Source organism: Ruegeria sp. HKCCD6604 (genome assembly GCF_013110635.1).
Lineage (GTDB): Bacteria > Pseudomonadota > Alphaproteobacteria > Rhodobacterales > Rhodobacteraceae > Ruegeria.
Genome location: NZ_WVQW01000001.1, coordinates 574105 through 595343, shown reverse-complemented (window position 1 = coordinate 595343; position 21239 = coordinate 574105). Strand labels below are relative to the sequence as shown.

Here is a 21239-nt window from a genome sequence, read left to right as displayed (position 1 = left end):
TCTTGCACCTGAGGGGCGGGGTTGCTATCCCCGCCCAAGCCCGATGGATTTGATCGGGAAAGGCAATGGGGTCCATCGGTGACAGGTAACGCAACTCCTCCGCGTCTGGAAATTCGCAACATTATTCGCCGGTTCGAGGGGCGGGTTGTTGTGGATGACGTGTCATTGACCGTGCAGGCCGGCAAGGTAACCTGTTTGCTGGGGCCGTCTGGCTGCGGGAAATCCACCACCCTGCGCATGATTGCCGGGGTCGAGATGCAGGACTCGGGCGAGATCTACGTCGATGGCAAACTGATCTGCGACACCGTGTTTCGGGTGCCCCCAGAGCGGCGCGAGATCGGGTTGATGTTTCAGGACTTTGCGCTGTTTCCTCATCTGAGCGTGGCCAACAACGTGGCCTTTGGCCTGAAAGGCAGCAAGGACGAAAAACGAGCCCGGGTCGAAGAGCTTTTGCGCAAAGTGGACCTGATGCGTTTCATCGACGGGTTCCCACATCAGTTGTCGGGCGGCGAGCAACAACGCGTGGCCCTGGCCCGCGCTTTGGCGCCACGGCCCCGGATCATGCTGATGGACGAGCCCTTTTCGGGCCTCGACAACCGTCTGCGCGACGGTATTCGGGATGAGACGCTGTCCATTCTCAAGGAAGAGGATGCGGCCGTTCTGCTGGTTACACATGAACCGGAAGAGGCGATGCGGATGGCGGATGAGATCGCGCTGATGCGGCGCGGCAAGATCGTCCAGCAGGGCGCGCCATACAATGTCTATACCCGGCCGGCGGACAAGGCGGCCGTGGCCTTTTTCAGTGATGTCAACGTGTTGCGGGCGCAGGTGAACGGAGCGCTGGCAGACACGCCGTTCGGCCAGTTTCTGGCGCCGGGTATTCCGGATGGAACGGATGTCGAGATCGTATTTCGCCCCCAGCATGTCAAACTGGATTTCGACCGCAACGGCAAGGGCCCGCTGCCGACCGCGACCGATGGCGTTGCCGCGCGGGGCGTGGTCGAGCGCGCGCGTTTTCTTGGAAACGAAAGCCTGGTCGAGTTTCGCATGGACTACGACGGCTCGATCCTCAGGGCGACGGTCCCCAATGTCTTTGTGCCCAATCCGGGCCGTGTCATGTGGCTGACCATTCGTCGCGACAAATGTTTCGTTTTCCCCGAGGCGCAGAGTTAACCTCGCGATTTCCGTGCAAGTGGTGCGCGAAAGCCTCAGATTGCAGGGTCGCGTCGCTTGCCGCATCGCGGGGCTGGGTCTATCAAGGGCCAAACGCGGGGGTAAATCGGGCACATGCGTATTCTTCTGACCAATGATGACGGGATCAACGCTCCGGGCTTGATCACGCTGGAGGCGATCGCTGCCGAACTAGCAGGTCCGGATGGTGAGATCTGGGTGGTCGCGCCCGCCTTTGAACAATCGGGTGTCGGGCATTGCATCAGCTATACCCATCCCACGATGATCGCCAAGTTGGGCGAAAGGCGTTATGCGGCGGAAGGGTCGCCTGCGGATTGTGTGTTGGCAGGGCTGCATTACGTGATGTCAGACTGCCCGCCGGATCTTGTCTTGTCCGGCGTGAACCGGGGCAACAACTCGGCCGAGAACACGCTTTATTCGGGCACGATCGGCGGAGCGATGGAAGCGGCGCTGCAGGGGGTTCCTGCGATTGCTCTGTCACAGTATTTCGGCCCGCGAAATCTGGGGCTGGACGACCCGTTCGAGGCTGCCGCGCGGTTCGGGGCCGATCTGGTCCGGCGTATTTTGGATGCAACCCCGGCCGAGCAGGGCGATTACCGCCTGTTTTACAACGTGAACTTCCCACCTGTCCCGGCAGATGAAGTGCGAGGTACGCGCGTTGCCGCGCAGGGTTTCCGGCGCGACACGCATTTTTCGGTCGAACCGCACAGCTCGCCCTCAGGGCGGCGGTTCCTGTGGATCAAGGGTGGCTATCAGCATAACCCGACTGCGCCGGGAACGGATGCTGCGGTCAATCTGGAAGGCTATATCTCGGTTACACCGATGCGCGCCGACTTGACCGCATATGACATGCTGGAGGCATTGAAGGCGGTCGAATGAGCGGACTGGACCCGGAAACCGTGATGCAGTTCCTGTTTGCCCTGCGCAAACGGGGGGTCACGGATGCGCGCGTTCTGGAGGCAATGGAACAGGTTGATCGGGGCCGCTTTGTCACCGGCCTGTTCGCAGATCGCGCTTACGAGGACATGCCATTGCCGATCTCCTGCGGTCAGACGATCAGTCAGCCGTCGGTCGTTGGTCTCATGACGCAGGCGCTGGACGTTCGGCCGCGCGATACCGTGCTCGAGATCGGAACCGGGTCAGGTTACCAGGCCGCAATCCTGTCGAAACTGGCGCGCAGGGTCTATACGGTCGAACGCCATCGGCGGCTGGTCAGCGAGACAGGGAAGCTTTTTGCCGATCTGGGGCTTACGAATATCACGGCCATGTTGTCGGATGGATCCTTTGGCTTGCCGGAACAGGCTCCGTTTGATCGGATCATCGTAACGGCCGCGGCCGAAGACCCTCCGGGACCGCTCTTGGCGCAGCTGAAAATCGGGGGTATTATGGTTTTACCCGTGGGTCAGTCGGACACGGTGCAGCAGTTGATCAAAGTAACGCGCACCGAGGCCGGTCTGGACTATGAAGAATTGACGTCGGTCCGTTTCGTGCCTCTGCTTGAGGGGCTTGGCAAGGACGAGGCGTAACAGGCTTGATAAATTGGTCGTCGAAACCCCGGACAACAGGGGCAGGCGTTGAGGACAGAATTATGAGTGCAGTATCCAAATCAGCTATGCGTCGCTGCGCGACCGGAGTGGCCGCTATGGCCATTCTGGCCGGGTGTGAAGGGCCACTGGATTACGACCTGCGCGGTCAGGTCGGCGGATTTTCGACCACTGATGCAGTGCAGTCGGCAACAACGTCGCGCCCGTCGCCCGACAGCCGGGGGGTGATAACCTATCCGAACTACCAGGTTGTCGTGGCCCGACGGGGCGACACGGTGCGCGATGTGGCCGCGCGTGTCGGCCTGCCCGAGGGTGAGCTGTCTCGGTTCAACGGCCTTCAGACAACCGACACCCTGCGAGAGGGCGAAGTTCTCGCCTTGCCGCGTTCGGTAGGTGCAGGCAGTGGCGTAGATATCGCATCAGTTGCCGGAGCCGCCATTGATCAGGCCCCTGAAACGGGGGGCGTCCGGACAACGACGCTGGAGCCTGCCAAGCCAGCCCCGGCGCCCGTCGCAAGCGGGCCGGAACCTGTCCGCCACAAGGTCAAGCGCGGCGAAACGGCTTACACAATTTCGCGCCTCTATCAGGTGCCGGTGGAATCGCTGGCGGAATGGAACGGTCTGGGGTCCGACTTCGCCGTGCGTGAAGGTCAGTTTCTGTTGATCCCGGTCAAGAACCAGTCCGCGCCACGTCAAAGCGCTGCTGCAGCGGCACCGGTTGCGGCCACCGAGGTAACGGAGCCGGGGCAGGGGTCGCCGACGCCGACGCCTCCAAGTGCCACGCAGCCCTTGCCCGACGAAAAGGTCGCGCCGCGCGCTGAAGCCCCTGATGTGACGGCCGAAGCCCCGACAAACACGCGATCTACGGCCCTGTCCCTGCCGGTCAGCGGCACCATCATCCGCGGCTATAAAAAGGGCAAGAACGAAGGTATCGACATCGCTGCGGCCCCCGGCACAGCCGTCACCGCGGCTGAGGCGGGAACCGTAGCGGCAATCACCGCGGACGCGGATCAGGTTCCGATCATCGTGGTCAAACACAAAAACGATCTGCTGACGGTCTATGCCAATGTTGATGACATCGCCGTCAAGAAAGGGGATCGTGTGCGCCGTGGACAAAAGCTGGCGCAATTGAGGGGCGGAGACGATGCCTATGTGCATTTCGAGGTGCGCAAAGGGTTTGAATCAGTGGATCCGGACCCATACTTGAAATGATATATCGCTCGTTTCGGGCTGTGCCTCTGCCCGAAACACTTCTGAATACGGCTGCCTGTCAGGCGTTTGGGTCGTAGTCGCTCAGGCGTTTGCCGGGTTCGTCTGCAAAGATCTCTGGCAGCGGCGAGACGGATTCAATCAGGTCGATGCGGAAGACGCGGAAGCCGTTGCGCAGTTCGCACCATGCTGTGAGCGTCCAGACGCGGCCCCAGTACTCCATGTGAAGCGGACGGATTGTGCGTTCAGTCAGAACGCCGTCAATGCGGCGGTAGGACAGCCGAAGCTTTTGGCGTGATTTGATGGCCGCGCGGATCGGAGCCATATGTGCAAGCCCGCGGGCTGCATCTGCAAAAGGGTAGACCGCGAATTTCCAGCTATCGGCTTCGGCCACAACCTGTGTGGGCAGAACGGCATCGATCTTGTCTGCCAGAGAGTTCGCGGCGGCTTTCAGGTCTGGATCTGCGGCCTCGGCCACGATCGCCATGCCGAGGTTCAGGGCCTCAAGCTCGGCCGGGGTCAGATTCAGCGGCGGCAGGGTGATCTGCTCGCGCACCATGTAACCCACGCCGCGCTCTCCTTCGACCGGAACACCCGAGGCGACCAGTGTGTCCATGTCGCGATAGATGGTACGGACCGACACTTCCAGCTGGTCCGCGATGTCCTGCGCGCGGTGCAGTTTGCCGTCGCGCAGGATCTGGATGATATCGAACAGGCGGTCAGTTCGGCGCATGACACGCCGTCCGGACCGCGCCTAGGCAGTCATGTTCCACAATACGGCCTCATGGCGCATCTGAACGCTTTCAGGGTTGATGGCCGCCATCATGCCTGCTGCACATTCCTGTTGCGGGAACTGCGCCGCAGCGTCCTGCGCGGCCTTCATGTCCGTCCAGACGACATAGTCGGTCCAGCGGCCGTCTGCGCCTTGGCTGAGCTGTCGATGGGCAAAGCCAGGTGCGCTGCGAACAAAGGCTTCGGATGCCTTGCTGAGCTCTACGAACTCTTCAGGGGTGGTGCCGTTGGCAAGAGTGAAGGTGACGATTTCAGCAACATGGGTCATGTGAGTCTCCGTTGACCAGGTTTCGATGCCCTGTTCCTAGCCCCTTCCAACTGACATAAACCTGTCAGTTGGAAAATGCGAGCCCATAGTTTTTTGCAGATGAGGTCAATTTTCGCGCTCAATCTGTGCCGGATCCCTTTTGGGACAGGGCCTGGCGGCGTAAACACGGACCCAGTTCATATTCCCGGCGCACAAAGGCGCCGATGAAAAAGGAGAAATGAGATGCTGAACAATATTGGCCTTCCCGGTCTTCTGCTGATCGCCGTTGTGGTTCTGGTTCTGTTTGGTCGCGGCAAGATCAGCTCGCTGATGGGCGAAGTCGGCAAAGGTATCACCGCGTTCAAGAAGGGCGTGAAGGACGGTTCGGAAGAACTGGAACAGGACGCGTCGGAACTGGCCAAGGACGTGACGCCTGAAACCGAGAAAGACAAGGCGTAAGCGCAGATGTTTGATCTGGGCTGGACCGAACTTCTGGTCATCGGCATTGTCGCCCTGATCGTCGTCGGGCCGAAGGACCTGCCGGTTTTGTTCCGCAATGTCGGGCGATTTGTCGGCAAGGCCCGTGGCATGGCACGCGAATTCAGCAGCGCCATGAACGAGGCCGCCGATCAGGCCGGTGTAAACGAGATCAAGAAAGGTCTCAACGCCGCCGCGAATCCGGTTGGCTCGGCCATGGACGGCGTGAAACAAGCCGCGCAGGATATGGCAAAAAGCATGGATCCCACCAAGTTCGATCCTGACAGCGAAACCGGCAAACTGGCAGCCGAGCGAGCCGAACAGGCCAAGAAAATTCAGGCCTCAACGGCCCGCGCTGCCGCCGAGCGCAAGGCCAAGGAAGCTGCCGAGGCCCTGGCCAAGGCCGAAGAAGCCGAAGCGGCGCTGAAGACTGAAGGCGAAACATGACCAAGACCGACGAGATCGAAGATACCTCGGCCCCATTGATCGAGCACCTGGCCGAGCTGCGCACGCGGTTGATCCACTGCGTCGTGGCTTTTCTGGTCGGGATGATCATCTGCTTTACGGTGGCCACGCCGATCTTCAATTTTCTGACCAACCCTTTGTGTGAGGTCCTGACCGAGCGCGGACAGGATTGCGGCCTGATCTTCATCTCGCCGCAGGAAGGGTTCTTTGTCGCGATCAAGGTCTCGCTTTTGGGGGGCTTCATTCTGGCGTTTCCCTATATCGGGATGCAGATGTGGCGCTTTGTGGCTCCGGGCCTCTACAAGTCAGAGAAGAATGCGTTTCTGCCTTTCATGCTGGCCTCGCCCTTCATGTTCCTTCTGGGCGCGAGCTTTGCCTTCTATGTCGTCACGCCCCTGGCTTATGACTTTTTCCTTGGGTTCCAGCAATTCGGCGCTGAAGGCGAAGCCGTGGCCGATGGCGCGACGGCCGCGCCGCTGAGCGTGGTGTTTCAGGGCTCGGCACAGGAATACCTGAACCTCACGATCAAGTTCATCGTGGCCTTTGGGCTGTGCTTCCAATTGCCGGTTCTTCTGACCCTCATGGGCAAGGCAGGTCTGGTCAGCGCCGAGGGTCTGGGGGCCGTGCGCAAATATGCTGTGGTCGGCATTCTGGTGCTGGCGGCGATCGTGACGCCTCCTGACGTGATCACGCAGATTATCCTTTTTGTCGTGGTCTATGGCCTCTACGAGATTTCGATCTTCCTGGTTGCCCGGGTTGAAAGGAAGCGAGAAGAGCAGTTGCGGGCCGACGGCTATTATGACGATGAAGAAGCCGAAGCGGACGAAGATCTGATGCGGGAATTCGAAGACGACAAGTAACCTGCTGAAACAACAGCTGAGGCGCGCCCCGTTCGGGCGCGCCTTTTTCGTTCGCGGGCCTTGTTGCGCCAATCAGAACATGCTTTGAACCGATCCGTATCTGACCGGAGGAGCCGATGGACGACCAAGCCCTGAACCGTATTGCTGCCGCGTTGGAGCGCATGGCGCCGGCGCCTTTGGCCACACCGGATTTCAATGCGGCCCCGGCCTTTGTCTGGCATGTGGAACCGGAACGCCTGGAACCGGTCGAACAGGTCAATCGCGTCGATCTGGATCTGCTGGTCGGCATCAATCGGTCGCGCGACACGTTACTTGACAACACCCGCCGCTTCGCGGCCGGCTACAAGGCAAACAATGCACTGTTGTGGGGCGCGCGCGGGATGGGCAAATCCAGCCTCGTGAAGGCCGTCCACGGCACGCTGAGCGCAGATCATCCTGACCTGAAGCTTGTGGAGCTACAGCGCGAGGATATGGGCTCGGTCGCGCGTCTGCTGAACCACCTGCGCGCGGCGCCTTATCGGTTCATCCTGTTTTGCGACGACCTCTCGTTCAGTCACGATGACCAGCATTACAAATCGCTCAAGGCCGTTCTGGATGGCGGTATTGAAGGTCGCCCGGAAAACGTGGTGTTCTACGCGACCTCGAACCGTCGCCACCTGATGCCGCGGGACATGATTGAAAACGAACGTTCCAGCGCCATCAACCCGTCAGAGGCGGTCGAGGAAAAGGTATCATTGTCCGACCGCTTCGGTTTGTGGCTGGGATTCCACCCCTGCGATCAGGACGAATATCTTGCCATGATCGACCGCTATTGTGCCGCCTATGGCGTTTCGGTCGATGCCGAAATCCTGCGCGCCGAAGCAATTGAATGGCAGGCCACGCGCGGATCGCGTTCAGGCCGTGTCGCGTGGCAGTACTTCGTCGATCTGGCCGGGCGCAACGGCGTTCATATCGCCTGATTCCAGCTTCATCTGGCCAAAAACATCCCCGCCGGAGGCATGGCCCGTCAGGGCCATTTCCTAAAGCAGCGCCAGTATCCGGGCGGCCTCATCAGCCGTGCTCGTCAGTGCATCGCGATCTTCGCCCGGGTGGAACCGGGCACGCACGGCGGTCGGCATCGGTGCTGGTTCCACGATCGAAACGCGCGGACCGGTGCGTTCGGTCTCGGCCGCCCAACTGCGGGCCAGCGCCATTTGCGCGGCCTTGGTGGCCCCATAGATGCCATAGAACTTCTGTCCGGCTTTCGGGTCATCGAAGAATACCGCGTGGCCGTTTTCACCCAGCAGCGGCGAGACATATGGGATCAGAACCGAGGTTGCGTTTGCATTCGTGTTGGCTGCCTTGGTCCATTCCTTGGGGTCAACGAAATGTACCGGCGTCAGCGCCGAGGTGTGAATGGCCGTATGCAGCCACAAATCCACCTTGCCCCAACGGTCATGGATCCCGCGGCACAGGGTTGCCATCGCGTTCGGATCGGTGATGTCCATCGGTGCCAGCGTGGCAGAGCCACCCTTGGCCTTGATGCGATCGTCCAGTTCTTCCAGCCCGCCAGTGGTCCGGGCGACGGCGACGATGTGGTATTCGGGCGCCAGCGCTTCGGCCAGGGCAGCGCCCAGCCCGCGCGAGGCCCCGGTTATCAGGGCGATTTTGGTCGTATCGGTCATGCGTGCGGTTTGAACCCCCGCGCGCGGGGCGTCAAGATGTGATCAGCCGCCGGGGATGGCGATACGTCTGGTCTGGCCGCTTTGTCGCAGCATTATGCCATGCTCATCAATCGCGACAACTGTGCCCGAGGCAACGCGGCTTCCGGGTTTTACTTCTTTCACGCTGCCTGATGACAGTCGCATCAGGGCGCGCATATCCGCTTTCGGCCCGAATACGCCCAGAACCGAGACGGAATTCTTCTTCAGCGCGCCCCGCTGTGTGGCCGCGCTTTGGACTTTGGCGTTTGACATGATCCGCGGTCCGGGGCGTGGCCCGGACCCCTTTTTGAGTGAGTGGTCGCGGCCAGATAGCAAAACGCTCAAGCGAACAAAAGCGCTGCACGGACAGGTGTCATCACGATTTGGCGCCCTTGAAAAAAGCCCTTGTGATTGCGTGGAATTCGCCGACTGGTTGTGGCAAGTTTCCACTCATCCACATCCCATGACAGCAATCAGGCCGGTCGACAGCTATCGGCTGGCCGGGATGATCCGCCGTTTTGATTCGCTTTTCAGAACGGAAAACCGACCGTGTCAGTCCCGTTTCGTCCGCTCAGCCCGAGGCCAGTTTCGCCGCGTTCCAGGACCCGCCCGGAACCTGCATGTCGGCGCGCTTCTGGCTGACACGGCTGCTGTGTTCCAGATTATCCAGATAGTCTTCGCTGACGCTGCCCGTGATGTATTTGCCGTCAAAACAGGAACAGTCGAAAGCTTCGATCTCGGGATTGCCCTCTTTGGCGGCCCAGATCAGATCTTCCAAGTGCTGATAGAACAGGGCGTCGGCACCCAGTTCTTCGCGGATCTCTTCGACTTCCTTGCCGTTCGCGATCAGCTCGGCCTTGGTAGGCATGTCTATACCGTAGACATTGGGGTATTTCACCGGCGGCGAGGCGCTGGCGACATAGACCTTCTTGGCCCCGGCATCGCGGCACATCTGAACGATCTTCTTGATGGTGTTGCCCCGTACGATGGAATCGTCGATCAGCAGAACACTGTGGCCGTTGAATTCCAGCGGCACGGCATTCAGCTTGCGGCGGACGGATTTCTGCCGTTCCGCCTGACCCGGCATGATGAACGTACGCCCGACATAGCGGTTTTTCACCAGCCCTTCGCGATAGGGGATGCCGGTGATCTTTGCGGCTTCCAGGGCCACGGGGCGGGCGCTGTCGGGCACCGGTATGATCCGATCGATTTCCAACCCCGAGTCTTGAATCTGTTTCGCCAGCGTCTGGCCCATGCGCATCTGCGTTTTGTAAACCGAAACACCGTCCAGCAAAGAATCCGGGCGCGCCAGGTAGACATACTCGAATATGCAGGGCGTCAGCTTGCCTTCGACCGCCTGATACTCGTGCATGTTGCCGTCCAGATCGATCAGGATCGCCTCACCCGGGCGAAGATCACGCAGCTTTTCAAAGCCGTTGATGCCAAAGGCCACGTCTTCCGAGGCAAAGGCATAATCATCACCGTCTCCGTCCACTTCGCGTTTGGCGACCGAAAGTGGGCGAATGCCAAACGGATCGCGGAAGGCCAGCATACCGACACCCGCGACCAGACAGATCACGGAATAGGCGCCCTGAACGCGTTCCATCGTCATCTTCACACCGGCAAACAGATTGCGGATGGGTTCGCCGTTGCCATTCACCTTGATCGCGTCCGCCACTTTGTCGGCCAGGACGTTCAGAAGGATTTCAGAGTCTGACGTGGTGCGCAGGTGACGGCTGTATTTGCCTGTAACCTTTTCGCGCTGCTCAGCGGTGTTGGTGATATTGCCGTTGTGAACCAGATAGATGCCGTAAGGGGCGTTCACGAAAAAGGGTTGCGCTTCGGCCGCGCTGAGGGACCCCGCCGTCGGATAGCGCACATGCCCCATGCCCACGCGACCCAACAGGGTTTCTGCATCCTGGGCGTTGAACACATCCTTGACCAGTCCGTTGGCCTTCTTTTCGCGGAAGAATTCGCCGTTATAGGTCACGATCCCTGAGGCATCCTGACCCCGGTGCTGCAACATCAGCAGCCCGTCATAGATTTCGGCAAACACATCATGTGTCCGGCTTGCGATTCCCAAAATCCCACACATTTACGGGGCTCCAACTTCTATGACGATTTGACCTGAGGGCTGACCGCCGTTCGGCTTCGGATCCTCTGCAAGGCGCGTGCTGTCAGTTTGGTGGCAGGCGACAACGACGCCAATAGGGCGACCATCACAACGACCAGCGCGCATTCGAACAGAAAGAACAAGATCGGTGGCTCCGATTCCGTGGCGGGTTGGCCTCCACATAATGCCTAATGGCGTGGCTGTCATCAAAGGATCACACTCACCTATTGCCGCAGGTCAGGATTTCGCAGATCGGGGCAAGTTCACGAAGGAGATGACATGTGCAATCATATGTGCTGTCATGCCAATTAATATGTGCAAATCAGGATGGGTGAAGCACGCAAAGGGCCGGAATGTGGCAACATAAACCTCAAAAGAAGCAGGAGCGGATTAAACAACGGTGCCACAGGTGCCGGGGAATGGGCCGGGCGCCCTGTCAGATCTGCAACGGGGCGGGCGAAGTTGTCAAAAGCCGGGATATTCTTGGAAAACCGATTTCCAGCCGGTGCGACGGGTGTTTTGGGTTGAAAACGATCCGCTGCACGGTTTGTGGCGGGGAAGGGTACGTTTGAAAAGAAAAAGCCCGGACAGTGCCGGGCTTTCATCATGCAATGCACCTTGAGTTTACCCGTCAGCTGGTGCCGTGGTTTCGGGTTGTTCGTTTCCTGCCGTGCAGCTGGCAACCAGTTCCTCGTATTGTGCAGTCACCCAACCCAGAGCGGCTTCGGGGTTTTGCTCTTCAATCTGACTGCTGAACTGCTCGAACACCTTGGCCGAACGGCTTTCGTCAACGATTGTATAGGACTGGCCAGTCATGACCGTGTCATAGACAAAGAAGGCGATTGCAACCAGCAGAATACCGCGCGCGATGCCGAAGAACAGCCCCAGCGCCTGATCCAGGCCACCCAAAGCCGAGCGCTGCACCAGCGATGAAAACAGCGGTGTGAAGATGCTGACCACAATCAAAGCCAAGGCAAAGACGGCTGCAAAGCCGGTGATCACCGAAAGTTCACAGCTGTCGCGCAGGAAATCTCCGACCACCGGGATTTCTTTGACCAGCGGTACAGCCTGTGGCGCAAAGATGAATGCCAGAACGGCCGCCGCGACCCAGCCCGCAATGGCCAGAACCTCGCGCATGAAGCCACGTGAGTAGGCCAGCAAGCCCGACAGCACGATGATCAGGGCGACGACCCCGTCAATTATTGTAAAACCTTCCATGGCCCTCGCCTGTTCTTTTTCTGCCCCTCGGGGCGCGACTTTAACCTGCTCCGAAGGTTTCGCCAACAAACCCCACCAAATCAGAGGGTCGGGTGAGTGTCAGACCTGCCACAGTGCCGGTTTTGCCACCAGCCGGAGCAATTGCCGCCGTGAAACCAAGTTTTTGAGCTTCTTTCAACCTGTTTTCGGTCTGTGGGGCCGGTCTAAGTGCCCCGGACAGCGAGATTTCTCCGAATACGACCGTGTCCGCGGGCAATGCTGTGTCTTCGCGGGCACTCAGAAGGGCGGCGGCAACAGCCAGATCGGCGGCGGGTTCGCTGACCTTCAGACCTCCGGCGACGTTGAGATAGACGTCGAGCCCGGCAAAGGGAATGCCGCAGCGGGCCTCGAGCACCGCAAGGATCATTGCCAACCGCCCGCTGTCCCACCCAACAACGGTGCGGCGGGGCTGTGAGTGGGGCGAGGGTGCGACCAGAGCCTGCAATTCGACCAGCACGGGACGGGTGCCTTCAATGCCCGCAAAAACAGCAGAGCCGGGGCTTGGCCTGCCACGTTCGGACAGGAACAGGGCCGAGGGGTTAGTCACTTGCGCCAACCCCTTGCCGGTCATCTCGAACACGCCGATTTCGTCCGCTGGCCCAAAGCGGTTCTTGACCGCGCGCAGGATGCGGAACTGGTGGCCGCGCTCGCCCTCGAAATAAAGGACGGTGTCAACCATGTGCTCGACCACACGAGGGCCCGCGATCTGGCCTTCCTTGGTGACGTGGCCAACCATGATGATCGAAACACCGTGCCGTTTCGCAAACGTGGTCAGTTCATGGGCCGCAGCCCGGACTTGTGACACGGAACCGGGTGCGCTGTCGACATTGTCCGCCCACATCGTCTGAATCGAATCGATGATGGCCAGGCCCGGTTTTTCGGCCTCCAGCGTCGTGAGGATGTCGCGCAGGTTGGTTTCGGCAGCAAGTTGAACGGGGGCGTCCTCAAGCCCAAGACGGCGGGCGCGCATACGAACCTGTGCGCTGGCTTCTTCGCCCGAGACATAGATGGTCTTCACGCCCGCACGCGCGAAACGCGCTGCGGCTTGCAGCAGCAGGGTGGATTTCCCGATGCCGGGGTCTCCGCCCACCAAAAGGGCGGAGGCCGGGACCAGCCCGCCGCCCAAGACGCGGTCCAGCTCCTCGACCCCGCAGAGGGTGCGGGGCGGCGGTGTTTCCTCGGTGGACAAATCCGTGAGTGCGATGGATTGGCCGCGTTTGCCGCCGAGGGATTTTCTGGCCGGGCCAGTCGATATGGGCGCGTCCTGAACAATGGTGTTCCATTCGCCGCAACCGTCGCAGCGTCCGGACCATCTTGTATGCGTCGCACCGCAGGCCGAGCAGGAGAAGGATGTCGTCTTTGCCATGACGCACTTGGTGCCCGAGCTTGGGCGGTTCTTCAAGCCCTTGCGGGCTTTCCTCACCGCCGATGGCGCGCTGCGGCCTCAGGCCCGGTTGGGCCATCGCCCGAAGCGGGCGCTGGCGCGCCTATTCCGCCGGTCGAAGGGGCGACATTGCAACCACGCTGGACGCCTTTGAGGCGCCATTGTTGCGCGGTGTGTGCAGTTGGGTCGACAATTCGGGCAGAAGCTCGAACAACTCATCCCGCAGGCGGGTAAGTTGCGACCTGGCGATCGTCTCTTCCATTTCCACATCCCGCGTCCATTGGCGCAATTCGTTCTGGATGACCTGCGCCTCTTCCAGACGTTGTTGAAACAGTTCGATCTCTTCCTGTCGCTGTTGCAGGAACATCCGCGCGCGTTCGACCTGCGCATCGCCATAGGTCCGGGCCAGTTCCTGACTGATCTGGCTCATCTGCGCGGCCAGTTCCAGGATCTCGGGCTCGAGCGATTGCAGGTCGGGGTGCTGGCGCAGAAACCCCATACGTTCCTTGACGGCGTCAAACTCGGACGACATCATGAACAGCCCGCCGCGATCCGCGGCATGGGCCATTTGATACGCGTCCGCGATGTCATGCATATTGAGCGCAAATTTGCGGTGGTTGTTTTCCAGCGCCATCATTCGGGCATTGGCCGGCAGGTAAAATGCCAGCATGAGAATCAGCGTTGTCAGGCCAATCTGGATGAACATGCCGGCATCCTTTGCCGGTGCCTCGCCAAATCCGGCCTGCATCGAGAGCCAGGGCAATACGCCAAAAGCGGATAACAGTGTGGCTGAAACGGCTGACAAGGCCGCCAAACAGATCAGGAAAAAAGTCAGTCTTAAAAAGGCATTCTGAAATTGCAATGTAATACTGTGGAGGGCGGCCATGATCGTCGAACTCCTTCTCAAACCGGTACACACCGGGCCAAAGCGGAAGGTAATCAAACGATTGCGTACGATCCGCTGCGGACCCGAAAACTACAAAACACTGCTGCTCGAAATATAAAGATGATACTTAGATTTGTGTTTTCAATCAATTAGGTCTGAGCTTTTCGTGAAGTGGATGTCATCTCTGTAATATGGCCAAGCACGATGGAGGCCAGAATGCAGGCGGTGAACAGGTAAAGGCCCCATGCGGTCTCAACGGTCGCGTAAGAGATGCCTTTGGCCAAAGTGACGTAGAGCGCGATCAGGAAAATGTCGGCCATGGCCAGTTTGCCGAGGATGTTGAGCGCGGGTTGGACGCGGGCATCCAGCAGGTTCCATTGGATCAGCGCGGTGCCGATGGTTTTGATGTACGGGGCGAAGAGCGCGAAGATGGTGACGATCAGCGCGAGGAAGATGTCAGATTTCCACAAGGATTGCAGCCCGGTGATGACACTGATTTCGCTGAGGCCGAAGATCGGCAGAAACCCCGCGCGCATCAGTGGGGCGAACCACGCAATTGGGTAGAGGATAAGGAGCGAGAGGGTGGCGAGGCGGAGGAGCATAGGCAGTCACACTATCTTGCTTAACGAAATAGCATCAAGGCAATTAAAGAAATGACGTAAAGCCAAACCAATCCTAAAGAAGAAACGCATAAAACCCTAATACTCGTTTGAGCTTCTTTGATAATTCCTATCAGCCCGATGGACAGCAGTATTGGTCCTAAGAAAGAAATGCCCATCATTAGAAAAGCTACAGCAAAAACCACGGGACCTCCGTCCATTGTTTCCGCGGTAGATTGGGCGATGAAGATCAGATAACTAATGGCACCGACGACAAGTAGTAAATATATTGCAAGTGGGCGTCGGTGGTTTTTAACGAGTGAAATGACGCTAGCAAGCGCGATCAGAAATAGAGCGAAAACCGGCAGGAAGAAAACTACGGATTCCCAGCGCAAGAAGCCTGATGGCGACATTAACGCACCGCCTCAATCGGCCCCTCTGCGCTCCCGCTGATGAACTGCTCGACATAGGGATCGCCCGAGGCATCCATCTGGCCCACCGGGCCGGTCCACTGGATGACGCCTCCGTGCAGCATGGCGACGTTGTCGGCAATAGCGCGGACGGAACTCATGTCGTGGGTGATGGTCATCGCGGTGGCGCCCATCTCGGTCACGATTTCGCGGATCAGATCGTTGATGACGCCGGACATGATCGGGTCGAGGCCGGTGGTGGGTTCGTCGAAAAAGATGATCTCGGGCTCGGCAGCGATGGCGCGGGCAAGGCCCACGCGTTTTTGCATGCCGCCTGACAACTCGGCCGGAAAGCGGTCGGCCACGTCGGATTTCAGACCCACGCGGCGGAGTTTCTCGATGGCGATCTCGCGCGCTTCCTCGGTTGGGCGCTTCAACGATCCGCGCAGCAGGCGGAAGGCGACGTTCTGCCAGACGGTCAGTGAATCAAACAGGGCCGCGCCCTGAAACAGCATCCCGAACCGGGCCAGAAAGGCATCTCGGTCGCCTTTGCTCGCGTCTTTGCCGTCCACATAGATCATGCCGCTGTCAGGTTTGATCAGGCCCAGAATGCATTTCAGGGCGACCGATTTTCCGGTGCCCGAACCGCCGATGATGACCATCGAGGTGCCCTTGGGGATCTCAAGGTTCATGCCTTGCAGCACGTGGTTGTCGCCAAAGGCCTTATGTACGTTCTCCATCCGGATCATAGCGAGAAGAATACCCCTGTGAGAACGAAGTTTGCAGCCAGGATCAACACGGCGGCGGCCTCGACCGAGCCTTTTGTGGCGCGGCCCACGCCCTGCGCGCCACGGCCGGAATTCATGCCGTAGTAGCAGCCCATGGTGGCTGCGATCAGGCCGAAGGCCGCGCCTTTGACCAATGATGAGACGATGTCGCGGGTTTCCAGGAAATCCACGGTGTTTTTAAGATAGGCCGCCGGGTTGAAGCCCAGGTTCTGCGTGGCCACGGTGTAGCCGCCGGCAATTCCGATGATGTCACCCACGGCCACCAAAGCAGGCACTGTGATCAGGGCGGCCAGAACGCGCGGGACGGTGAGGTATTTCATCGGATGCGTGGACAGCGTGACCAGCGCGTCGATCTGTTCGGTCACTTTCATCGTGGCGATCTCGGCCGCGATCGAGGATGTCACGCGCGCCGCAATCATCAGGCCGACCAGAACCGGGCCAAGTTCGCGCACCATACCGATGGCCACGATCTGCGGCACCACGGCTTCGGCGTTGAAACGCGCGCCGCCGGCGTAGATCTGCAATGCCAGCGCACCGCCGGTGAAAATCGCGGTCAGGCCGACGACCGGCAGAGACAGCCAGCCGATGTTCAGCAGGGCCATGCCAAATTCGCGCGGATAGAAGGGGGGGCGCAGTATATGCGAGATCGCATCAAGCGCGAACAGTGCCACCCGGCCAAAGGCCGCAAGCAGGCTCAGAACCGTGCGGCCCAGACCTCCGAGCGCGGTGAGAGGGTTCATTCCACATAGCCCCGCGAATAGCGATTGCCCATTGATGTGAGGATCTCATAGCCAATTGTCCCGGCAGCTTCGGCCAGATCATCGACGGTCTGATGGCCATTCAGGATACGCAGGCGTTCCGGGTCTTTCGGCAGGTCCGTGACGTCCACCGTGATCAGATCCATCGAGATACGGCCGACGACCGGGCAGGGCTGATTGCCGGCGAAGGTGTCTATGCCGCCGCCGATGGCGCGATGCAGGCCGTCTGCATACCCCGCCGCGACTGTGGCGATACGAGAGGGTCGGCGCGCAACCCAGCTGTTGCCGTAACCAACAGTTTCGCCCACGGCCACCTTGCGCACCTGGATGACAGGCAGATCGACCGTGACAACGGGTTTGGCGTCCGCAAAGGGCAGGCCGCCATACAGGCCGATGCCCGGGCGGCAGAAATCGAAATGGAACTCGGGACCCAAAAGCATGCCGCCGGTCGCGGCCAGAGAACGCGGCGCGGCGACACCTTCGGTCATCTCTCGGAAGGTTCTAAGCTGCTGCTGGTTCATCGGATGGTCCGGCTCGTCCGCGCAGGCCAGATGGGACATGATGACAACCGGTGACATCGCCTCGGCCTTTGGGCGCAATTCGGCCCAGTCGGCGAGTTCAAGACCCAGCCGGTTCATGCCACTGTCCAGTTGAATGCCGAACGGATGGTTGGGCAGGGCGTGTTGGTGGAGTTGGAACTGCTCTGGCGAATTGATCAATGGTGTCAGATCGTTGGCGAGCAGCAACTGGGTATCGCCTTCCATATGCCCTGAAAAGACACAGATCATCGGGCCTGGACCGACCGCCTGGCGGACAGCGGCGCCTTCTTCTGCGGCAGCCACAAAAAACTTGCGAACGCCCTCTTCGGCCAGCGTGTCACTGACGGGCCCGGCACCCAGCCCGTAGGCATCGGCCTTGACCACGGCACCGGTTTCGACCCCGGTTTTCGCGTCGAGCGCCCGCCAATTGCTGGCGAGCGCCTGAAGATTGATCGTCAAACGTGCAGTACTCATGGCACTGTTCATGACATTGCGCCGTCCAAGGTCAAGAGGGAATGGCGCATTTACCTGGCGGTTTATGACGGTGTTTCGTCTGTTGTGGCGGAAAACACCAAAAAATCGGAAGATTCGGCAATCTGCCGCTGTAATTGCCCGGTTCGGGGATTGTCTTCACATCCAAGTTAAAGCGATCCTGTGAACAGGATCGTTCTGTCCCGGCGAAGGCGAGGGCGCACCGTCAACCAATGAGGAAGTCATGGATTTTTCTAGCGGATTGGCCGTAGACCCATCACAGATCACAAGTTTTTTTGCAGACGTTTTTTCCGCATCGGAAGGGCCGGAAGAGGGCGCAGTAATTGGTACGTTCGTACGTGAATTGATCAACAGCACGCCGCCTGAATACATTCTGGTTTGCACGGCGCATCACGATCACGAGCTGCTTGGCTGTGCCATCTTTTCCCGGATGACGTTTTCGCAGGATACGCGCAATGTGTTCATCCTCTCGCCGATGGCCGTTCAAACGGGCTCGCAAAAAACAGGTATTGGACAGGCGCTGATTTCTTATGGTCTGGATCGCTTGCGGGCCTCAGGTGTGGATGTGGCACTGACCTATGGCGACCCGGCCTATTATAGCAAAACGGGATTTGTGCAGATCACCGAGGATACTGCCCAGCCACCGCTGAAACTCAGCCATCCGCATGGCTGGTTGGGTCAGGCGTTGGGTGGTCACGAACTGAAGCCTTTGAAAGGCCCATCGCAATGCGTTTCCGCACTGAACAACCCGGCGCTGTGGTGAGTGGGATTGGTTTTTCGCTTTGGTCGATGGCCTTGGCTCCACAGCTTAGAACAGGGCCTGATCTATGATCGCCTTGCTGTTCCGGACATGTCGGGCCACCAGCTTTTTCTGTCGCCTGCCGCTGGGGATATAAAAGGCAGGGTCCATATCTTTATTGCAGTCGAGACCCGGAAAAATCTGCAACAGCTCGTGCAACGCTTCGGGCGGAAGGGATTTGAGGGCTTCGGGGCCGGCGAACAGGCTTTCACTTGGCGCGCCTTCGGCAAAAAGAACCACGTGACGGTCACAGACAACGTGATGATAAACCACCTGCGTCGCATCGTAATCCACGTAAACGCCCGGCAGGTCTGTCAGCCGGATGGCCGAGACCAAAACGTCCCTTGTGTCGAACATGCGCTGCGCGATGTCCGATCGGACCAGCATTCGATGCTGTCGCGAAACCGTCAGATCTCGGCGGGGCAGGCCGTGCCCCAGGGCGCCGGCCGTGATGCGGACTGGGCGCAGTTCGGGTGACTTCAACAGATCGGCCTGGCGCAGGGACCGGGACAGAACAAGCCGAACGGTGGCCGCGCTGCCTTCGGTCGTCATCACTTTGTCACCGGGGCGGATATCCTGAACGCTGATTTCGCCACGGTCCGTCAGGATCAGGGTGTCCGAAACGAAACAGGGGGCGCCGGGGCTGGGATTGGGATCTTCAACAAAGTTGACCCCGTCCTTCGATGACAGAGACGCGGTATCGTCCGTGCCGTTGCTGCCGATCTGGGTCGAGGTCTGGCCACTGGCCGGCCCCTGTGTCGCAGTTACCTGCGAGTCGAAGGATACAAAGCTGAGGACCGAACCATTGTCCGAAAGTGAGACCGCACCAAACCGGTTGATGCGCGCCGAAATCACGTAATAGTCGAACCCGCCCACGGTGGTCATCGTTCCGTTGTCGACATCCGTCGAACTGCGCACCGAGCCATTGGGGTTGTAAACATCGACCTGCAAGCCGGTGACGTCGGTTCCGGTCGGAACCCGGATTTCAATGAAATCTCCGTCCGGAGCAAAGTTCGGGCCGTTGCGATATCTTATTTCCGATATGATCGCGGGCAAATCAGTGGGTCTCCGGGCGGGTTTGGCGCGTTGGGTTGAACGTCACCGTCACGTTAACACCGGGCAGGAAAAACACCAAAGGGCTTGGCGTTTCATATCTGGGGCAGGTGTTTTGTCCGCGATCAATAACCCTCGATTTCACCACCCTGTTGCCAGGGCTTGACCAGATTGCCAAAGCGGGTGAATTGGGCTTCGAACGACAACTCGACCGTACCGATGGGTCCGTGACGCTGTTTGCCGACAATGACTTCGGCCTTGCCGTGCAGACGTTCCATCGCCTGCTTCCACTCTTCCATCTTTTCCAGTTCGTGATCACCGGGCTTTTCGCGCTCTTTGTAGTATTCCTCGCGGAACACAAACATCACAACGTCGGCGTCCTGCTCGATCGAGCCGGATTCGCGCAGGTCGGACAGCTGCGGGCGCTTGTCGTCGCGGTTTTCCACCTGGCGCGACAGCTGTGAAAGAGCAATGACCGGGATGTTCAGTTCCTTGGCGATGGCTTTCATGCCCATCGAAATCTCGGCGATTTCGTTCACCCGGTTGTCGGCCATGCCGCGGCAGAGCTGTAGATAGTCGATGACCAGCAAGTCCAGCCCGTGGGTCCGTTTCAACCGTCGTGCACGGGCGGCAAGTTGCGAGATCGGCAAGGCAGGGGTGTCGTCAATAAACAGAGGACAGGCTTCCAGCTCTTTCGCCGCATCCACAAAACGACGGAACTCGGCCTCGGTCATGTCGCCCTGACGGATTTTGTGGCTGGAGATCTCCGAGGCTTCCGCCAGAACCCGGCCCGCAAGCTGTTCCGCACTCATCTCGAGTGAGAAGAAGCCAACAACACCGCCATCGACCGCGCCTTCGCTGCCGTCGGGCTTTGTGCCACGCTTGTAGGCCTTGGCAACGTTGAAGGCGATGTTGGTCGCCAGCGAGGTTTTACCCATGGATGGACGCCCGGCCAGAATAATCAGGTCGGACGGGTGCAACCCACCCAATTGCTTGTCCAGATCGGCCAGGCCGGTGGAAATCCCGGCCATGCCGCCGCCGCGCTGGTAGGCCTCGTTGGTGACGTTGACGGCTTCGGTGACAGCCTTGAGGAAGGACTGAAAGCCTTGCTCGGTCTGGCCTTGCTCGGACAACTGATACAGCTGCTGCTCGGCCTCGACGATCTGTTCCTTCGGCTCGCTCGAGACATCGACCCGCGCCGCTTTGTCCGAGATGTCGCGGCCCAGCCGGATCAGCTCGCGCCGGATGGCAAGGTCATAGATCATCTGGGCATAGTCGTGCACCGCGAATGCGCTGATCGAAGCGCCCGCCAGTTTGACCAGATAAGCGGGACCGCCCAGTTCCTTCAGCCCCTCATCCTCGGCCATGAATGATTTGAGCGTCACGGGCGAGGCGAGCGCATTCTTTGCAATACGGGCCGAGGCCACCTCGTAGATACGGGCATGGACCGGATCATAGAAATGTTCAGCCCCGATGATCGAGGCGACCCGGTCGTACAGGTCGTTATTGGTCAGGATCGCACCCAGAAGCTGTTGTTCGGCCTCAATGGAATGCGGCATGGTTTCGGCGTTCTGAATCTGTGCCGCTGCCTGCTCGATACTGCTGATCTCGTTCATTTTGTCCCCGCTGCCCGTTCCGAGGTTCTACACGCGAAACGTCACCGCAAGCTATCTGGAAATACCTGTGACTAACTTG

General features: G+C 59.5%; 25 protein-coding genes. 10 read left to right on the top strand and 15 right to left on the bottom strand.

The window, feature by feature from the left end; genetic code table 11:
- Window positions 1-78 precede the first annotated feature (78 nt).
- From GS614_RS02930 to GS614_RS02915, 4 genes are all read left to right on the top strand, one after another.
- Window positions 79-1173, top strand: a complete 1095-nt coding sequence (locus tag GS614_RS02930; protein ID WP_171231521.1) for an ABC transporter ATP-binding protein — start codon at window positions 79-81, stop codon at window positions 1171-1173.
- 114 nt (window positions 1174-1287) lie between these two features.
- Window positions 1288-2070, top strand: coding sequence for a 5'/3'-nucleotidase SurE (gene surE / locus GS614_RS02925; protein WP_171725472.1), 783 nt, complete (start codon window positions 1288-1290; stop codon window positions 2068-2070).
- Entirely contained in the window at window positions 2067-2717 is a 651-nt protein-coding gene (locus tag GS614_RS02920; RefSeq protein WP_152458180.1) for a protein-L-isoaspartate(D-aspartate) O-methyltransferase, read from the top strand. The genes surE and GS614_RS02920 overlap by 4 nt, the downstream gene beginning before the upstream one ends.
- A gap of 62 nt (window positions 2718-2779) precedes the next feature.
- Window positions 2780-3946, top strand: coding sequence for a peptidoglycan DD-metalloendopeptidase family protein (locus GS614_RS02915; protein WP_171725471.1), 1167 nt, complete (start codon window positions 2780-2782; stop codon window positions 3944-3946).
- 58 nt (window positions 3947-4004) lie between these two features.
- Here GS614_RS02915 and GS614_RS02910 read toward each other — a convergent pair whose 3' ends face one another.
- The gene (locus GS614_RS02910) at window positions 4005-4676 is read right to left on the bottom strand and encodes a YafY family protein (protein ID WP_171725470.1); all 672 of its coding nucleotides are present in this window, start codon (window positions 4674-4676) and stop codon (window positions 4005-4007) included.
- Between the two features lie 21 nt (window positions 4677-4697).
- A complete protein-coding gene (locus GS614_RS02905) occupies window positions 4698-5003 on the bottom strand; it encodes a hypothetical protein (RefSeq protein WP_171167847.1) in 306 nt (101 codons plus the stop codon).
- Between the two features lie 222 nt (window positions 5004-5225).
- Between GS614_RS02905 and GS614_RS02900 the strand changes: the two genes are divergently transcribed.
- The 4 genes from GS614_RS02900 to GS614_RS02885 all read left to right on the top strand — a co-directional run bounded on the left by GS614_RS02900 (window position 5226) and on the right by GS614_RS02885 (window position 7743).
- The gene (locus GS614_RS02900; protein WP_152458176.1) at window positions 5226-5441 is read left to right on the top strand and encodes a twin-arginine translocase TatA/TatE family subunit; all 216 of its coding nucleotides are present in this window, start codon (window positions 5226-5228) and stop codon (window positions 5439-5441) included.
- 6 nt (window positions 5442-5447) lie between these two features.
- Window positions 5448-5906 (top strand): Sec-independent protein translocase protein TatB, encoded by a 459-nt coding sequence (gene tatB / locus GS614_RS02895; protein WP_152458175.1) that lies wholly within the window; start codon window positions 5448-5450, stop codon window positions 5904-5906.
- On the top strand, window positions 5903-6784 hold the full coding sequence (tatC, locus tag GS614_RS02890; RefSeq protein WP_171167848.1) for a twin-arginine translocase subunit TatC: 882 nt from the start codon (window positions 5903-5905) through the stop codon (window positions 6782-6784). Before tatB ends, tatC begins: the two co-directional genes overlap by 4 nt.
- Window positions 6785-6900: 116 nt before the next feature.
- Window positions 6901-7743 carry an ATP-binding protein gene (locus GS614_RS02885; RefSeq protein ID WP_171725469.1) on the top strand — a complete coding sequence of 281 codons (843 nt, stop codon included), beginning with the start codon at window positions 6901-6903 and terminating at the stop codon, window positions 7741-7743.
- A gap of 60 nt (window positions 7744-7803) precedes the next feature.
- Here GS614_RS02885 and GS614_RS02880 read toward each other — a convergent pair whose 3' ends face one another.
- The 6 genes from GS614_RS02880 to GS614_RS02855 all read right to left on the bottom strand — a co-directional run bounded on the left by GS614_RS02880 (window position 7804) and on the right by GS614_RS02855 (window position 13926).
- Window positions 7804-8448: an SDR family oxidoreductase gene (locus GS614_RS02880; RefSeq protein WP_171115611.1), complete on the bottom strand. Its 645-nt coding sequence runs from the start codon at window positions 8446-8448 to the stop codon at window positions 7804-7806.
- A 42-nt stretch (window positions 8449-8490) separates the two neighbouring features.
- Window positions 8491-8739 (bottom strand): hypothetical protein, encoded by a 249-nt coding sequence (locus tag GS614_RS02875; protein WP_171725468.1) that lies wholly within the window; start codon window positions 8737-8739, stop codon window positions 8491-8493.
- Window positions 8740-9037: 298 nt separating this feature from the next.
- Complete coding sequence (gene purF / locus GS614_RS02870; RefSeq protein WP_171725467.1) at window positions 9038-10561, bottom strand: amidophosphoribosyltransferase; 1524 nt, start codon at window positions 10559-10561, stop codon at window positions 9038-9040.
- Window positions 10562-11203: 642 nt separating this feature from the next.
- Window positions 11204-11797, bottom strand: a complete 594-nt coding sequence (locus GS614_RS02865) for a CvpA family protein (RefSeq protein WP_152458169.1) — start codon at window positions 11795-11797, stop codon at window positions 11204-11206.
- 40 nt (window positions 11798-11837) lie between these two features.
- A complete protein-coding gene (gene radA / locus GS614_RS02860) occupies window positions 11838-13202 on the bottom strand; it encodes a DNA repair protein RadA (protein ID WP_152458168.1) in 1365 nt (454 codons plus the stop codon).
- A 121-nt stretch (window positions 13203-13323) separates the two neighbouring features.
- Window positions 13324-13926 (bottom strand): DNA repair protein, encoded by a 603-nt coding sequence (locus GS614_RS02855; protein ID WP_253285276.1) that lies wholly within the window; start codon window positions 13924-13926, stop codon window positions 13324-13326.
- Here GS614_RS02855 and GS614_RS22040 point away from each other — a divergent pair.
- Window positions 13919-14074 (top strand): hypothetical protein, encoded by a 156-nt coding sequence (locus tag GS614_RS22040; protein ID WP_253282422.1) that lies wholly within the window; start codon window positions 13919-13921, stop codon window positions 14072-14074. The two genes, GS614_RS02855 and GS614_RS22040, sit on opposite strands and share 8 nt — an antisense overlap.
- A 181-nt stretch (window positions 14075-14255) precedes the next feature.
- Here the strand turns inward: GS614_RS22040 and GS614_RS02850 are convergent, their stop codons facing one another.
- Genes GS614_RS02850 through alr form a run of 5 tightly spaced genes read right to left on the bottom strand, consistent with a single transcriptional unit; the run spans window position 14256 to window position 17674 of the window.
- Entirely contained in the window at window positions 14256-14708 is a 453-nt protein-coding gene (locus GS614_RS02850; protein ID WP_171725465.1) for a paraquat-inducible protein A, read from the bottom strand.
- A 20-nt stretch (window positions 14709-14728) separates the two neighbouring features.
- Window positions 14729-15118, bottom strand: a complete 390-nt coding sequence (locus GS614_RS02845; RefSeq protein WP_171725464.1) for a hypothetical protein — start codon at window positions 15116-15118, stop codon at window positions 14729-14731.
- Entirely contained in the window at window positions 15118-15864 is a 747-nt protein-coding gene (locus tag GS614_RS02840) for an ABC transporter ATP-binding protein (protein ID WP_171167850.1), read from the bottom strand. Before GS614_RS02840 ends, GS614_RS02845 begins: the two co-directional genes overlap by 1 nt.
- Window positions 15861-16643, bottom strand: a complete 783-nt coding sequence (locus GS614_RS02835; protein WP_170344083.1) for an ABC transporter permease — start codon at window positions 16641-16643, stop codon at window positions 15861-15863. The genes GS614_RS02840 and GS614_RS02835 overlap by 4 nt, the downstream gene beginning before the upstream one ends.
- A complete protein-coding gene (gene alr / locus GS614_RS02830; RefSeq protein ID WP_171725463.1) occupies window positions 16640-17674 on the bottom strand; it encodes an alanine racemase in 1035 nt (344 codons plus the stop codon). Before alr ends, GS614_RS02835 begins: the two co-directional genes overlap by 4 nt.
- A 241-nt stretch (window positions 17675-17915) precedes the next feature.
- On the opposite strand from alr, the gene GS614_RS02825 reads away from it, so the two are divergent.
- Window positions 17916-18455, top strand: a complete 540-nt coding sequence (locus GS614_RS02825; RefSeq protein ID WP_171725462.1) for a GNAT family N-acetyltransferase — start codon at window positions 17916-17918, stop codon at window positions 18453-18455.
- 45 nt (window positions 18456-18500) lie between these two features.
- Here GS614_RS02825 and GS614_RS02820 read toward each other — a convergent pair whose 3' ends face one another.
- Complete coding sequence (locus GS614_RS02820) at window positions 18501-19547, bottom strand: Hint domain-containing protein (RefSeq protein ID WP_171725461.1); 1047 nt, start codon at window positions 19545-19547, stop codon at window positions 18501-18503.
- 122 nt (window positions 19548-19669) lie between these two features.
- On the bottom strand, window positions 19670-21160 hold the full coding sequence (locus GS614_RS02815; RefSeq protein WP_171167861.1) for a replicative DNA helicase: 1491 nt from the start codon (window positions 21158-21160) through the stop codon (window positions 19670-19672).
- Between the last annotated feature and the right edge of the window lie 79 nt (window positions 21161-21239).